At 38.9% G+C, this 13,394-nt stretch carries 12 protein-coding genes; 8 read left to right on the top strand and 4 right to left on the bottom strand.

Annotated elements, in window-relative coordinates; all coding sequences use genetic code 11:
* Nucleotides 1-443 precede the first annotated feature (443 nt).
* The gene (locus N9I19_RS03215; RefSeq protein ID WP_317776956.1) at nucleotides 444-1,316 is read left to right on the top strand and encodes a CvfB family protein; all 873 of its coding nucleotides are present in this window, start codon (nucleotides 444-446) and stop codon (nucleotides 1,314-1,316) included.
* Between the two features lie 48 nt (nucleotides 1,317-1,364).
* Here N9I19_RS03215 and N9I19_RS03210 read toward each other — a convergent pair whose 3' ends face one another.
* Genes N9I19_RS03210 through N9I19_RS03200 form a run of 3 tightly spaced genes read right to left on the bottom strand, consistent with a single transcriptional unit; the run spans nucleotide 1,365 to nucleotide 2,447 of the window.
* On the bottom strand, nucleotides 1,365-1,934 hold the full coding sequence (locus N9I19_RS03210; protein ID WP_061463490.1) for a manganese catalase family protein: 570 nt from the start codon (nucleotides 1,932-1,934) through the stop codon (nucleotides 1,365-1,367).
* Between the two features lie 12 nt (nucleotides 1,935-1,946).
* Nucleotides 1,947-2,213 (bottom strand): spore coat protein CotJB, encoded by a 267-nt coding sequence (locus N9I19_RS03205; protein WP_061463489.1) that lies wholly within the window; start codon nucleotides 2,211-2,213, stop codon nucleotides 1,947-1,949.
* Nucleotides 2,214-2,447: a spore coat associated protein CotJA gene (locus N9I19_RS03200; RefSeq protein WP_317776955.1), complete on the bottom strand. Its 234-nt coding sequence runs from the start codon at nucleotides 2,445-2,447 to the stop codon at nucleotides 2,214-2,216.
* A gap of 257 nt (nucleotides 2,448-2,704) precedes the next feature.
* Between N9I19_RS03200 and N9I19_RS03195 the strand changes: the two genes are divergently transcribed.
* The 4 genes from N9I19_RS03195 to N9I19_RS03180 all read left to right on the top strand — a co-directional run bounded on the left by N9I19_RS03195 (nucleotide 2,705) and on the right by N9I19_RS03180 (nucleotide 7,319).
* A complete protein-coding gene (locus tag N9I19_RS03195; protein WP_317776954.1) occupies nucleotides 2,705-3,628 on the top strand; it encodes a LysM peptidoglycan-binding domain-containing protein in 924 nt (307 codons plus the stop codon).
* A gap of 156 nt (nucleotides 3,629-3,784) precedes the next feature.
* Complete coding sequence (gene recQ, locus N9I19_RS03190) at nucleotides 3,785-5,908, top strand: DNA helicase RecQ (protein WP_089364334.1); 2,124 nt, start codon at nucleotides 3,785-3,787, stop codon at nucleotides 5,906-5,908.
* A 131-nt stretch (nucleotides 5,909-6,039) separates the two neighbouring features.
* Complete coding sequence (locus N9I19_RS03185; protein ID WP_061463486.1) at nucleotides 6,040-6,246, top strand: cold-inducible protein YdjO-related protein; 207 nt, start codon at nucleotides 6,040-6,042, stop codon at nucleotides 6,244-6,246.
* Nucleotides 6,247-7,124: 878 nt separating this feature from the next.
* Complete coding sequence (locus tag N9I19_RS03180) at nucleotides 7,125-7,319, top strand: cold-shock protein (RefSeq protein WP_034307294.1); 195 nt, start codon at nucleotides 7,125-7,127, stop codon at nucleotides 7,317-7,319.
* 87 nt (nucleotides 7,320-7,406) lie between these two features.
* On the opposite strand, the gene N9I19_RS03175 is transcribed toward N9I19_RS03180, so the two are convergent.
* Nucleotides 7,407-8,321, bottom strand: a complete 915-nt coding sequence (locus tag N9I19_RS03175; RefSeq protein WP_250211669.1) for a YitT family protein — start codon at nucleotides 8,319-8,321, stop codon at nucleotides 7,407-7,409.
* 370 nt (nucleotides 8,322-8,691) lie between these two features.
* Between N9I19_RS03175 and N9I19_RS03170 the strand changes: the two genes are divergently transcribed.
* The 3 genes from N9I19_RS03170 to N9I19_RS03160 all read left to right on the top strand — a co-directional run bounded on the left by N9I19_RS03170 (nucleotide 8,692) and on the right by N9I19_RS03160 (nucleotide 13,282).
* Nucleotides 8,692-10,827: a PAS domain S-box protein gene (locus N9I19_RS03170; RefSeq protein WP_317776953.1), complete on the top strand. Its 2,136-nt coding sequence runs from the start codon at nucleotides 8,692-8,694 to the stop codon at nucleotides 10,825-10,827.
* A gap of 104 nt (nucleotides 10,828-10,931) precedes the next feature.
* Complete coding sequence (locus N9I19_RS03165) at nucleotides 10,932-12,128, top strand: MFS transporter (RefSeq protein ID WP_411730395.1); 1,197 nt, start codon at nucleotides 10,932-10,934, stop codon at nucleotides 12,126-12,128.
* A gap of 182 nt (nucleotides 12,129-12,310) precedes the next feature.
* Nucleotides 12,311-13,282: a bile acid:sodium symporter family protein gene (locus N9I19_RS03160; RefSeq protein ID WP_317776952.1), complete on the top strand. Its 972-nt coding sequence runs from the start codon at nucleotides 12,311-12,313 to the stop codon at nucleotides 13,280-13,282.
* Nucleotides 13,283-13,394: the final 112 nt, after the last annotated feature.

Here is a 13,394-nt window from a genome sequence, read left to right as displayed (position 1 = left end):
TGGAAGAAAGGCATTTCAAAAGCTAAAAACCTCACCTCCGGATGCCATTGTACTAGATATCCTTCTTGAAGAGGGAGAAATGGACGGCTGGGTAATCCTGAGGAGTTAAAGGATCTAGTGACTTGAATGAGCTTCCCGTTTTTGTATCGACGGCACTTGATGAAAGGGAAAAGGGTATTTCATTGGGATTTAAGGGTTTTTTAGTTGAACCATATAAACCGAGGCAATTATCCAAAGTAATTATTGCATACCTTGTTCAGCAAAGGTAACAAAGGCAGATTCTGGTCCCTGGGATGCCTTCCACGAAGATGACAAGGGTTAAAAAATAAAAAACCGTAATGGGTATACAGAACAACAAAAAAATGATAAATTCAAATATGTTGGAAAAATAAATAATTGGGTACAATTGTAGGTAAAGGTAAGTTACAGGAGGATTTATATACATGCAAAAAATTCAGGCCGGTTTGGCTGTAGAGTTAGAAGTGGAACGTAAGGCTGATTTCGGATGGTTTTTAACTGATGGTTCAGAAGATGTCTTACTTCATCATAGTGAAATGAAGGAAGGAACGGAACTTGAGCTTGGTGATGAAGTTACTGTGTTCATCTACCACGATAAACAAGCAAGGCTAACAGCCACAATGAAGATTCCCGAAATTCAGATTGATCAGTATGGTTGGGCGGAAGTTGTCAATGTGAAAAGGAAACTTGGTGTTTTTGTGAACATCGGCCTTTCCAAAGATATACTTGTATCCCTGGACGACCTACCGAATATTGATCGTTTATGGCCTGAGGTTGGTGATCGTCTATATGTATCCCTTAAGACAGATCGCAATGACCGCCTGTTTGGTAAACTTGCTACGGAAGATGTAATCCAGGAGATTGCTGTAAAAGCTCCTTTAAAAGGAGTCCGTAACACCACTGTTAAGGGAAATGTCTATCGTTTGCTTATGGTTGGGTCTTTCTTTGTTTCCGAAGAAGGATATCGCTGCTTCATTCACGAAAGTGAACGCAAGGAGGAGCCCCGTCTTGGTGAATTAGTTGAAGGGCGCGTCATTGATAGTAAAGAAGATGGAACGCTAAACGTTTCTTTATTTCCCTTTAAACAAGATTTAATGGGGGAAGATGCTGATGTCATTTTCACTTATTTAATGAATCGTGGCGGTGCTATGCCTTATGGTGACAAAACACCACCTGATGATATCCAGTTTCATTTCGGTTTAAGCAAGGGAGCGTTCAAACGTGCTCTCGGCAAACTGATGAAAGAAGAGAAGATTTACCAGGAAGATGGATGGACATATTCTTCAGACCGTAAATGACAAAAAGGCAGCGGAAGCTTTTCCGTTGCCTTTTCTATTTGAATTTTATTAAAAAAACTTTTTTTTCCCTTTGTCCTCTTTTAGGATTTCTACAGCTTCTCTGAACCTCATGGAATGTACAATCTCTCTTTCCCTTAAAAATCTTAGTGAATCATTGATATCCGGGTCATCTGAGATGTCAATCAACCATTGATAGGTTGCACGAGCTTTCTCTTCAGCGGCAATATCTTCATATAAATCAGCAATAGGATCGCCTTTAGCTTGGATGTATGTGGCTGTCCATGGATCGCCTGCTGCATTTTGATAGAAAAGTGCACCATCATGATTCGCATAATGTTCGCCAAGACCTGCTGCAACCATCTGCTGTGGTGTGGCGTCCTTTGTAAGCTTATAAACCATGGTGGCAATCATTTCTAGGTGAGCGAATTCTTCTGTTCCGATATCCGTAAGTAATCCGATGACTTTATCGGGTATTGTATATCGTTGATTTAAGTAACGGAGTGCTGCAGCCAATTCACCATCAGCCCCCCCGTATTGTTCTATTAAATATTTTGCCAATCTAGGATTACAGTCTCTTACTTTAACTGGATATTGCAGTTTCTTTTCATACACCCACATAGATATCTCTCCTTATACCTGCCAGGGCCAAGGGCCTTGGCCCCATTCCCATTTATTTTCACCGCCTGGACTGTTTCCAAAACCCAATAAGGGACCGTATTTAGGCTCAAAAACCGATTTCAATTGTTTGGAATATTCATGAAATTGGTTGAATTGCTGTAATGCTTGCTGGTCATTAGGATGTGTATCCAAATAATGAGTCAACTCGACAAGTACGAAATCCGCAGCCTGTATTTGTTCAAGCAGCTGATAATATTCATCATCCAGTTTCTTATTCATTTACGTCTCCCTTTCCCGATATGGATTATCATAGAAATCATAAAAGAACTTCCAAAGTGTACCGTATTTCAAAGCTTCCTCCGGAGTGAACTGCTCCAAATTCGGCGGTTGAAAATTAATATACAAATTAGGAGGTGTCCTGAAATACTTTCTCCCAATAGGCGGGCACGGATTGAATTTACTATGAAAAGGTTTGTATGATTTAACTAAGGTAAAAGTCTTTTCGCGAGTCAAAAAAATACCTCCTTTGTATAGATGTAGCCTCTAATTATTATGCTTGGGTAATACATAATATGACTCCATTAGTATGATGTGGGAGATAACTGGAAAAAGATGTGTTTTCAGAATATTAAAATATCTTGTTATAGTCCCGTTATCTTACTGTGATGTTTGTCATCTATTCTTTATCTGTTTGTTCTTTGTATAGAAAAAAACTATGTTAAGATTGAACTCGTTAGCTTATAAAGCAGCTCACAAGGAGGTAACAACATATGAAAAAATCAATCTTATCGTTAGCGGCAGCGGCTGCAATATCCGGTGCTTTCACAATTCCGGTTCAAGCAGAAGATGTCAAAGTGAAAGATGGAGACACATTATGGGGGATATCTCAAACATATAAAGTATCAATAGAAGATATTAAGTCTTGGAACGATTTGTCTTCAGACATGATTTATGCCGGAGGAACCTTACATATTTCTCAAGAAGAGCATTATAAAGTCAAGTCAGGAGACACATTATCGGAAATTGCAGACATATATGATGTAGCAGTAAATGATATTAAATCCTGGAACGGTTTAAATTCAGATACAATCCATCCTGATCAAGAATTGGTCATTAAACCAGCGGCTAACAAAGTCGAAGCGGCGAGTGTTGGGCCTGAGCAAAAATCAGAGAAAGCTGCACCAGCAGAACAATCAAAGCCAGCAGAACAATCAAAGCCAGCAGAACAATCAAAGCCAGCAGAACAATCAAAGCCAGCAGAACAATCAAAGCCAGAAGAACAATCAAAGCCAGTTGAACAGTCAAAGCCAGAAGAACAATCAAAGCCAGTTGAACAGTCAAAGCCAGCAGAACAATCGGAACCAGCTGAAACAAACAATGAATCCAAGGATCAAGCAGGAATTAAAAAAGAGATAACTGTTAGAGCAACTGCCTATACGGCTGATTGTCAAGGCTGCAGCGGTACAACAGCCACAGGGGTCGACTTGAAAGCTAATCCTGATGCTAAAGTAATTTCCGTGGACCCTTCAGTCATTCCACTTGGATCGAAAGTTTATATAGAGGGTTATGGCTACGCAACGGCAGCAGATACGGGCAGTGCTATCAAAGGAAATAGAGTGGACATTTTTATACCTAACGAAAAGGATGCCGTGAATTGGGGCGTTAAAAACGTTAAATTGCAAGTCTTGAATTAATTCATCCATGCAAAACATGTTTATATATCGAAAAGAGTAGACACGGAGATTTAATGTGTCTACTCTTTTTGTCCTTTTGGTTCACGGGAAAAGCAGGTACAATGAAAGAAATAGATCCTTACCGATCCTTACAAGGTAAATAGGAGGAGTAGTAAATTGATGGAAAAAGCACGTGAATATTTACAGGAATATTTTGGTTATGAGTCATTCCGAAAGGGTCAGGAACAGATTATCGAACAGGTGTTAGGAGGAATAAACACAGCGGGAATCATGCCTACTGGCGGAGGTAAATCAATATGTTACCAAATCCCGGCCCTCTTGTTACCTGGTGTAACACTCGTGATATCCCCACTTATTTCCTTGATGAAGGATCAAGTAGATGCCCTCGAACAAAACGGGATTGATGCCACATTTCTTAATAGCTCCATTTCGGGGTTAGAATCATCCAATAGAATGAACGATATTAAGCAAGGAAGATATAAGTTGGTTTATGTGGCACCGGAACGTTTGGAAAATGCTGCATTTCAACAGGATTTATTTAATGTGGACATTTCATTGGTGGCCATTGATGAAGCCCATTGCATATCTCAATGGGGCCATGACTTCAGACCAAGCTATTTAAAAATCAAGACCTTATTGAAAAACATGCCATCAGCTCCTACTGTACTCGCATTAACGGCAACAGCCACACCGCATGTAACCGATGATATTTGTCAGTCGCTCGGAATATCAGGGCAGCATACAATATCAACGGGATTTTCAAGAGATAACTTGTTCTTTTCCGTTGTGAAAGAAGAAAACCGCGGACGTTTTTTAATGCGCTATATAGAGAAAAACAAGAATGAGTCGGGTATCATATATGCAGCCACTAGGAAAGAAGTCGATTCGTTGCATGCCAAGCTTAATAAAGCCGGATTCAAGACAGGTCGATACCACGCTGGCATGAATGAACAAGACCGTTCGGAACAGCAAGACCAATTCATTCGTGATGACGTTCCTTTAATGGTAGCGACATCTGCATTTGGGATGGGAATCGATAAGTCTAATGTCAGATACGTCATCCATTACCAAACTCCAAAGAACATGGAGAGTTATTATCAGGAAGCAGGTCGTGCAGGAAGGGATGGTTTGGAGAGTGAATGCATCCTTTTGTATTCCCCCCAGGATATGCAGATTCAGCGTTTTCTGATTGATCAATCAAACCCTTCCCAGGAGTGGCAATCACAGGAATTGAAGAAGTTGAACAAAATGAAGGATTATTGTTTTACTGAAGGGTGTTTGCAAGCCTTCATTCTTCAATACTTTGGAGAGGAAAATCCTGAGGATTGCGGTCATTGTGAAAATTGTACAGATAAACGTGACTCTATTGAAGTAACTACACAAGCACAGATGGTCCTTTCATGCATGTTGCGAATGGGTGAGCGATTCGGTAAAACGATGATCTCCCAAGTGCTTACGGGATCACGAAATAAGAAAATTGAAGAGTTCGGCTTTCAGAAGCTTTCCACCTATGGAATCATCAATAATCAATCTGCAAAGGATGTAGGTGATTTCATTGATTTCCTTACAGCAAAACAGTATATCGAAATGACCGGGGGCCAATTTCCAGTCCTTAAAGTGACCAATGCTGGCAGGGAAGTGCTGTTGGGACAGAAAAAGGTCCTGCGTAAAGAAATAAAAAAAGTAAGCAGCATCAGTGTAGATCATGGGTTATTCAATGAGTTGAGACAGTTAAGAAAAGAATTGGCAGGTAAGGAAAATGTACCTCCATTCATTATTTTTTCCGATGCATCTTTGAAAGATATGGCCGTCAAACTGCCGAAAACAGAACAGGAATTCCTAGAAGTAAAAGGGGTGGGCACCCAGAAGTTCGAACGCTTCGGCGCCGTGTTCCTAGAAGGAATTTCCCATTATGTACAGGCACATCCTGAATTAGAAACGAATATAATGGTTACTAAGGAAGCAGTAAAGAGAAGCACTACGCCATCACATTTAGAAAGCTATCGCTTATATCAGGAAGGCAAATCAATCAAGGAAATCGGGACAATGAGAGGTCTGTCTTCCATTTCAATTGAAAATCATTTATTAAAGTGTGCAGAGGAACATTTGGATATCAAATGGGAAGGGATTTTCTCGGATAAAGAGTATGACCTTGTATTGGAAACTGCGAAACAATTGGATTCTGAAAAACTAAAACCGCTAAAAGAAGCCTTACCTGAGCACTTTTCCTACTTTATGATTAAAGCAATCTTGGTTAAAGCAGGATTGGAAAACGCATAGGTGATTAGGTTTTTGGAATATTTTTTCAATGAATAAATAAGAATTTGGTTTAATGCGTATACTAGGAATGATAAAAAGGTGGATTTCGCGCCTTTAATCAGAGTCTTTATATAAAAAAGAGGAGGTTGCTCATGTATTTTGGTAAAAAGAATTCAGAGGAACCAGAAATCGTTATGGAAGATACGATAGTATATGCGTGCGGATCAGCAGATTGTAATGGTTGGATGAGAAAAGATTTTGCATCGGAAAACTATGATTGCCCAATGTGCGGTAGTCAATTAGTCGAGGAAGTCAGGGAACTCCCAAAAATTGAAAATGAGTATAATGCATTTAAATAAAAGAGGTGAATTATGCCTCTTTATTTTTTTTGCTTGAAAGAAGTATGCCGGAGTGAGTACAATCTGGTTTAATGCTTTACATATATAAATATATATGATAAGATATAATTTCAGTGTTGTTAAAAGAAAACGCTGGAGGGTAATTTAAAGTAACATTTTTATTAATAAAATAATTTTCCATCATTTTCATGATGGAGTAGAAACAAGTTAAACACATCTAGAAAAATGAAATACATCTCTAATTACCAAGTATTTTCCTCGATCCATTTCTGTTCTTCATTAACTTACTTCTATGTACCATTTATCTTTTGGAATTTAATTTTCCCAATTGGAATTACGGACGGTTTTAATTAATAAACATGTACTTACAAGCTTTTATCTGATTCTCGCAGGCACGGTCTAGGAACCGTATGGATGGGAGAGAGGCAGGGCTTTCATTGTTTTAGGTTTTGGCACTAAAATTACTCTCATGCTCGATTCGCTTTGAATTGTTTATCCGATCGAGCAGGAAGAACCATATGGAATGGATTCTTGAACAGCGCAGCCTCTATTATCTTGAAGGGTAAGTCAGGGGCTGTGTTTCATTTATTATCTGATTAAAAAAACTGAGATTTAAGGAATCATTTCTACTTTAGAATCTTTACTCAAATATAAAAAGCATATATATGATATAATGGTACTGAGATATTAAAAATTCATGTCGTAATCTTAAGTTCTTTCCACTCGGAAAATTTGGGTGTAATGAACAATAATCAATGGTTAAGCGAATGGGTATTTACTCACTATTTAGATTAATCGCCATCTATTCTTCTTTTATCTTTATGGCTTGTGATCTGTTATGCATGACGAAGTCAATTCAATTCTAAGGAGTGAGATACATGTATAGAAGAAATAATACGGAAGAAATCATTCCTGAAGAAACAAAGGTGTGGGAATGTACATCAGAAGATTGCAAAGGTTGGATTCGCGATAACTTTACAAGTAATGATGAACACGTTTGTCCGTTATGTAGCAGCGAGATGAAACCCGGCACCAGAATGCTTCAAGCAATCAACAATCCAAGAAACTATTAAGACTGTATAAAAAAAGCTGAAGGGGATTATCCCTTCAGCTTTTTTTATCTTTTTGCCAATTGTTTGAAGCAAAAAGCAGGTGAATGATTAGTGAATATCTTTTTTCTTGAATCGGCCGCCCCGAACTTCCGCGATATCCCCTACGGCAAGAAATGCAGAAGGGTCAAAGCTTTTGACTATATCTTTAAGTTTAGCTTCCTCAAGCCTGTTTATTACACAAAAGATGACTTTTTTATCATCACCAGAATAAGCACCTTCGCCAGCTAAAAATGTTACGCCGCGTCCAAGGCGATTCATTATGGCGTCGCCGATATCACCAAATTCATCACTGATAATCCAAACAAATTTGGACTCATCCAAACCAGCGATGACGATATCCATCGTTTTATAAGCTACGAAGTAAGCTATGATCGAATACATGGCGCGATCCCATGAGAAAACGAAGCCTGCACTGCCAAGGATGAATAAATTAAAAAACATGACGATCTCCCCAACGGAAAAAGGGATCTTCTTGCTAGCGAGTATAGCAAGTATTTCTGTACCATCCAATGAGCCGCCATATCGAATGACCATTCCAACACCAATGCCAAGAATCATTCCGCCAAAAGCGGATGCAAGGAGGATATCTTGAGTGAAAGCTGGTACGTGATGAAGCAATGCAGTGGTAATAGAAAGGACTAAAATCCCATACAGAGTAGATAATGCGAAGGTTTTTCCAATTTGTTTATAACCGATAAAAAAGAAAGGAAGATTCAAAACGAAAAGAAAAATACCAAGTTTCCATCCCGTAATGTAAGACAACATAATCGATATTCCCGTTATGCCTCCGTCGATTACGTTATTCGGCACTAAAAAAATCTCGAGGCCGACAGCCATTAAAACGGCACCGATCGTAATTAAAAGTCCTCTCTGTAATATTTGTCTCAGTGTTAATTTTTTATGCTGGGTCTTCTTGTGCATAATTTCTGTTGTACTTGCACCTGCCAGGTCTGACATAATCATGCCCCCCACTCCTTCTCTCTATATACGTTCTATTTAATTATAAACCTATAGGTATAATTAAATAAAGAAATTAACATTCTTAATTAATATATTTCTGAATAATTCTTTTTGTTATTGAGTATGTCATGCGATGATGAAGCAGGTTGTGAATGCTTGTCATTATCATGTATTTTTATTTTACTCTATACAAAAGAATAGTATTTCTCATTTTATTGAATTTATGAAAAAAACTCCATTTTCATGCGATGTGTGGGACACCAAAGATTTAGTGTGTAAATATATAGGAACAAGGAAATAAAAAACCTTGGAGGTACTATGAATTTCCATTACAATATAGGAGAATAGAACGGTAGAGGTGATCAAGAAAAAAATGGAACAATCAATTGTGGCATCAAATCCTGTCCTCTTTATGATTGCGGTACTTTTGTTAATAATGGCGTGTTATACGGCGTTGGATTTACTGACATCGTTACTGACGACCGAGAAATATAAACGCCTATTGTATATAGGGAGCAGCTGCTCTATGGGAGTGGCTATTTGGATGCTTAACTTTGTTGTCATATTAACCCTTGATAATTCTGGGGTGGCAGCATTCAACTTTTTTACAATAATTTTTTCATTAGTTTTAGCGATTGCTCTCGCAGGGGTTGGGTTATTGGCGATATCATATAAAACACAAATACTGCAAATCGTTTTTTGCGGTTTCATGTTTACTGTGGCAATATTATCCAATTACATTATGGGGACGTCTTCTTTAAACCACTCTTTGCAATTTAGCATATTGTTGGTCGCCAGTACGCTTTTCAGTGTCTTTAGTTTATTTGTAGCAGCCCTGGCAATATTATTTTATTTTAATAAATTAAGTCAATCCTCACTAAAGCCAGTCAGTACTCTCATGATGAGCGGGGCAATCATTGAAGGGTACTATCTTTTTTTGAGAGTGTTACCGATGGATGGTAAAAATGTAACGGGTGAATTTGTTCCGCTCACTCCTTTTATGCTTTATCTAACTTGCTTTGTCTCATTGTTCATCCTTGCCAGCTTGATTGCTTCAAGTACGATCGTAGGCCGGAGGTTGGCAAGAAGTGATAATACTGTGAGCGATATCCGTTATGCTTTAGATCAATCGGCGATCGTCGCCATCACGGATGCAAAAGGAATCATTACATATGTTAACGAAAAATTCCTGGAAATATCTCAATATGAAGAACATGAACTAATAGGGAAAAACCATTCCATCATCAATTCGGGTTATCATGCAAAAGAATTTTTCACTGACTTATGGCTAACGATCAGCCAGGGCAAAACATGGCATGGTGAAATATGCAATCGGGCTAAAGATGGTGATGTTTATTGGGTGGAAACTACAATCGTTCCTTTTATGAAAAGGGGCAAACCCTATCAATACATTTCCATCCGTTCGGATATTACCAGTCGTAAAAAAGCAGAAAATGCTTTAAAGGGTTCAATCAAGGAACTAGAGGATATGCATTATGCCATCAACCAATCCTCGATAGTGGCGATTACCGATGATAAAGGGGTCATTATTGAAGTAAATGAAAAGTTCTCGGAGGTTTCCGGCTACAAGAGAACTGAATTGATCGGCCATACTCATAATTTGGTTAATTCCGGATTCCACTCAAAGGAATTCTTTGATGAAATGTGGAAGACCATCCATCAACGCAAGGTTTGGAAAGGTGAAATTAGAAACAGGGCGAAAGATGGCAGTTTTTATTGGGTCGATACAACAATTGTTCCATTTTTCAGCGAAGAAGGTAAGCCATTTCAATTTTTGGCACTTAGACATGATATAACTGAGCGTAAACAATCGGAAGAAATGCTCCATCGGCAGGATAAATTGGCTGCCGTCGGTCAGCTTGCTGCTGGTGTTGCACATGAAATACGGAATCCGCTGACCTCCATGAAAGGGTATACAGAATTTTTGCAATTAGATGAAACAGATGAAAATAAACAAGAATATCTAGAAATTATTATGGATGAAATCAATCGTGTGAATGAGATAGTTGAAGAATTCTTACAATTGGCCAAACCACAGTCGTTGATATTGGAAACGAAGAATATTATACCAATCATTCAAAACGTGTTATCTTTGACGGAGTTTGATGCAAGAAAGAAGAAAGTCGCACTGGTTTGGGATTGTTTTTACGAAAAAATCCTCGTACAATGTGATGAGAATCGTTTAAAACAAGTCATATTGAACTTCATTAAAAATGGTATGGAAGCCATGCCTGACGGCGGGGTCATAAAAGTCATTACTGAGCTTAAAGAGGATAAAGTGCATATCTCCATAACCGACACAGGAATCGGGATGCCGCCAGAGCAGCTTAAGAGATTGGGAGAGCCATTTTTCACAACGAAAAAATCCGGTAATGGGTTAGGTCTCATGATCAGCTTTAAAATAATAGAAAGCCACTTGGGAAATGTCTTTGTCGAAAGCGAGGTTAATAGGGGTACAGCCTTTAATATTGTGCTCCCTACGAAATAAGCCTTTTCTTAGAAGGCAATGAAAAAGTTGCAGGGATATAATGAAATGCAGAATTTGTGGAGTTATATGGTGGTTTAGTAGATACAGCATGGGGGAAACTGGATTTGGAAAAACAAAAGCATGCTAATATTTTTAGCTTGAAGGTATTTTACCTATTTTCATTTTTTGCAGTGGGAAGTTTAACACCGCTATTAAGCGTTTATTTAGCCAATGAGGTAGGTTTGTCTGGTATCGAAATAGGTATGATCATGTCTGTTGGACCGATAGTGATGATCGTTTTTCAACCCTTTTGGGGAATTGTCTGTGATTGGAGCGGAAAACCAGCAAAAATACTTGCAATTACATCGTTGCTTGCTGGTGTATTAGGGTTAGGTTACTTGCTGTTTGAGCACTATTTACTTATAGTATCCGTCGCAATTGCCCTGGCTATCTTTCAAAGCGCCATTATACCAGTTTCAGACAGCATCACTCTTCAATATACAACAAGAATTAAATCGAATTATGGGAAAATCCGTTTATTCGGTTCACTCGGTTACGGTGTGGCCGTGTTTGTAATGGGAAAGTTATCGGAATCCTTCATTGGTCCTTCCGTTATATTTTATGCCTTTTTCTTCGGTCTATTGATCGCAGCTAGTCTTGCTCTTCGTTTGCCTGAAGAGGCTCCTAGAGAAAAGGGAAAACTTTTCGGTGGAATGAAAGAATTGATCACCATGAAACGTTTCCTTATCTTTCTTGCTATAACGTTCTTGATTTTTGGTCCAAACCTTGCAAATAATGTATACTATGGTTTGTTTGTAGAGGCAAGAGGCGGGACATATACAGGAATTGGCATTGCATTCCTTTTAGCTGTATTGTCGGAAATTCCATTTATGAGAATGGCAGGTACCTGGATTCATAAAATGGGCCTGCTGCCAATAACCTTATTGGCTGGAACGGCTTCATTGGTTCGCTGGGTTTTGTATTTTACGGAACCAAGTTTGGCTACCGTATATGTAACTTCGATCATTCAAGGGTTTTCACTTGGCCTATTCATTCCTGCGGCATTACAATATATTCGGGAAGTCGTCCCGGCCCGCATAACAGTTACAGCAATAACGCTCTATTCCGCCATTGGCAATGGATTGGGAAACTGGTTCAGTACCTTCAGCGGCGGTATAATCTTGGATAAATCAGGGATATATGCAGTGTATTTATTTTACGGTTTACTTACACTGATTGGGATGCTGCTCACGGTATGGCTCATGAGGTTAGATAAAAACCTAAAAGTAATGAAGAAAACCACTGGTATATTAGAAAAATAATAGTATTAAATTTTTCCCTTATTGAAAGCGAGAGACCTTTTCATCTTAAATGGTGAAGAGGTCTTTTTTGCTCGTCCATGAGAGGGAGGCCTCCAATTCGCTAATTGTCAGAATTAATTGTCATTTTCCGAATATGAAGTATAATCTAATTATAAATTAGAAAAGGTGGTCTACTAGGGATTATGGATAAGTTAGCGAAAATAAGTAAGGCAGCTGGAAACTCTTTTGCCATTTGGGTTCTCCTATTTGCTGTGTTAGCAATGATTTTTCTGGATGCATTTAAATGGATTGCTCCATACATATCCATTTTACTTGGAATAATAATGTTTGGGATGGGACTCACTCTCTCGTTTAGTGATTTTAAAGCTGTATTGAAGCAGCCGATATCCGTTTTTATCGGTGTGGCTGCACAATTCATCATCATGCCTGGTGTGGCATATCTCCTGGCAACAAGCTTGGAACTTTCACCTGAAGTGGCTGTCGGAGTGATCCTTGTTGGATGTTGTCCGGGAGGTACAGCGTCAAATGTAATGACATTTTTAGCTAAAGGAAATACGGCATTATCAGTGGCGGTCACTTCTGTATCCACTTTGCTTGCACCGTTTTTAACGCCGGCACTAACCTATTTACTTGCTAGTAAATGGCTGCCGGTTTCAGGAAAAGATATGCTATTTTCTATCTTCCAGATAGTTTTGGTCCCTATTTTATTAGGGCTCGTTGTAAAATTCATTTTTAAAGAGAAAATAAGTCAGGGAACTAAAGCACTTCCATTGATATCCGTTGTGACAATCGTGGCAGTCGTCGCTGCAGTTGTCAGTTCAAATAAAGAAAAGATACTTGAATCAGGGCTGGCTATATTCGGGGTGGTTGTCCTGCATAATTCATTTGGATTATTACTTGGTTTTCTTGCAGCTAAAGTGTTAAAACTTCCATACGAAGATCAAAAAGCGATTTCAATTGAAGTGGGCATGCAAAACTCAGGTTTAGGTGCTGCATTAGCCACAGCTCACTTTTCGCCACTGGCGGCCGTCCCGAGCGCAATCTTCAGTGTTTGGCATAATATATCCGGTCCTTTGCTTGCGACCTACTGGTCAAAAAGAGCACACAAAATCAAAGGGAGTTCCATGGCGGGGCAGGAATCGTTGAAACAGTAATACAAAAAAAGGCAGAATGGGATAAATGAATCCCGCAGTTTGTAGACAAAAGGGGTTCGGAATTAAAAAATTCCGAACCCCTTTTTGAGATTCCCTTTGAATTTTTGCCTGA

Source organism: Peribacillus sp. CSMR9 (genome assembly GCF_033141925.1).
Lineage (GTDB): Bacteria > Bacillota > Bacilli > Bacillales > DSM-1321 > Peribacillus > Peribacillus simplex_A.
Note: the sequence above shows the minus strand (reverse complement) of the source record. Positions and strands in the feature narration are given on the sequence as shown.

What these genes read in the sequence shown, in the direction of transcription:
- N9I19_RS03210 (WP_061463490.1), bottom strand. Translation starts at nt 1,934, where the DNA reads ATGTGGGTGTATGAAAAGAAACTGCAATATCCAGTTAAAGTAAGAGAC.
- N9I19_RS03175 (WP_250211669.1), bottom strand. Translation starts at nt 8,321, where the DNA reads ATGATTATGTCAGACCTGGCAGGTGCAAGTACAACAGAAATTATGCAC.
- N9I19_RS03180 (WP_034307294.1), top strand. Translation starts at nt 7,125, where the DNA reads ATGTATAGAAGAAATAATACGGAAGAAATCATTCCTGAAGAAACAAAG.
- N9I19_RS03170 (WP_317776953.1), top strand. Translation starts at nt 8,692, where the DNA reads ATGGAACAATCAATTGTGGCATCAAATCCTGTCCTCTTTATGATTGCG.
- N9I19_RS03160 (WP_317776952.1), top strand. Translation starts at nt 12,311, where the DNA reads ATGGATAAGTTAGCGAAAATAAGTAAGGCAGCTGGAAACTCTTTTGCC.
- N9I19_RS03195 (WP_317776954.1), top strand. Translation starts at nt 2,705, where the DNA reads ATGAAAAAATCAATCTTATCGTTAGCGGCAGCGGCTGCAATATCCGGT.
- N9I19_RS03205 (WP_061463489.1), bottom strand. Translation starts at nt 2,213, where the DNA reads ATGAATAAGAAACTGGATGATGAATATTATCAGCTGCTTGAACAAATA.
- N9I19_RS03215 (WP_317776956.1), top strand. Translation starts at nt 444, where the DNA reads ATGCAAAAAATTCAGGCCGGTTTGGCTGTAGAGTTAGAAGTGGAACGT.
- N9I19_RS03185 (WP_061463486.1), top strand. Translation starts at nt 6,040, where the DNA reads ATGTATTTTGGTAAAAAGAATTCAGAGGAACCAGAAATCGTTATGGAA.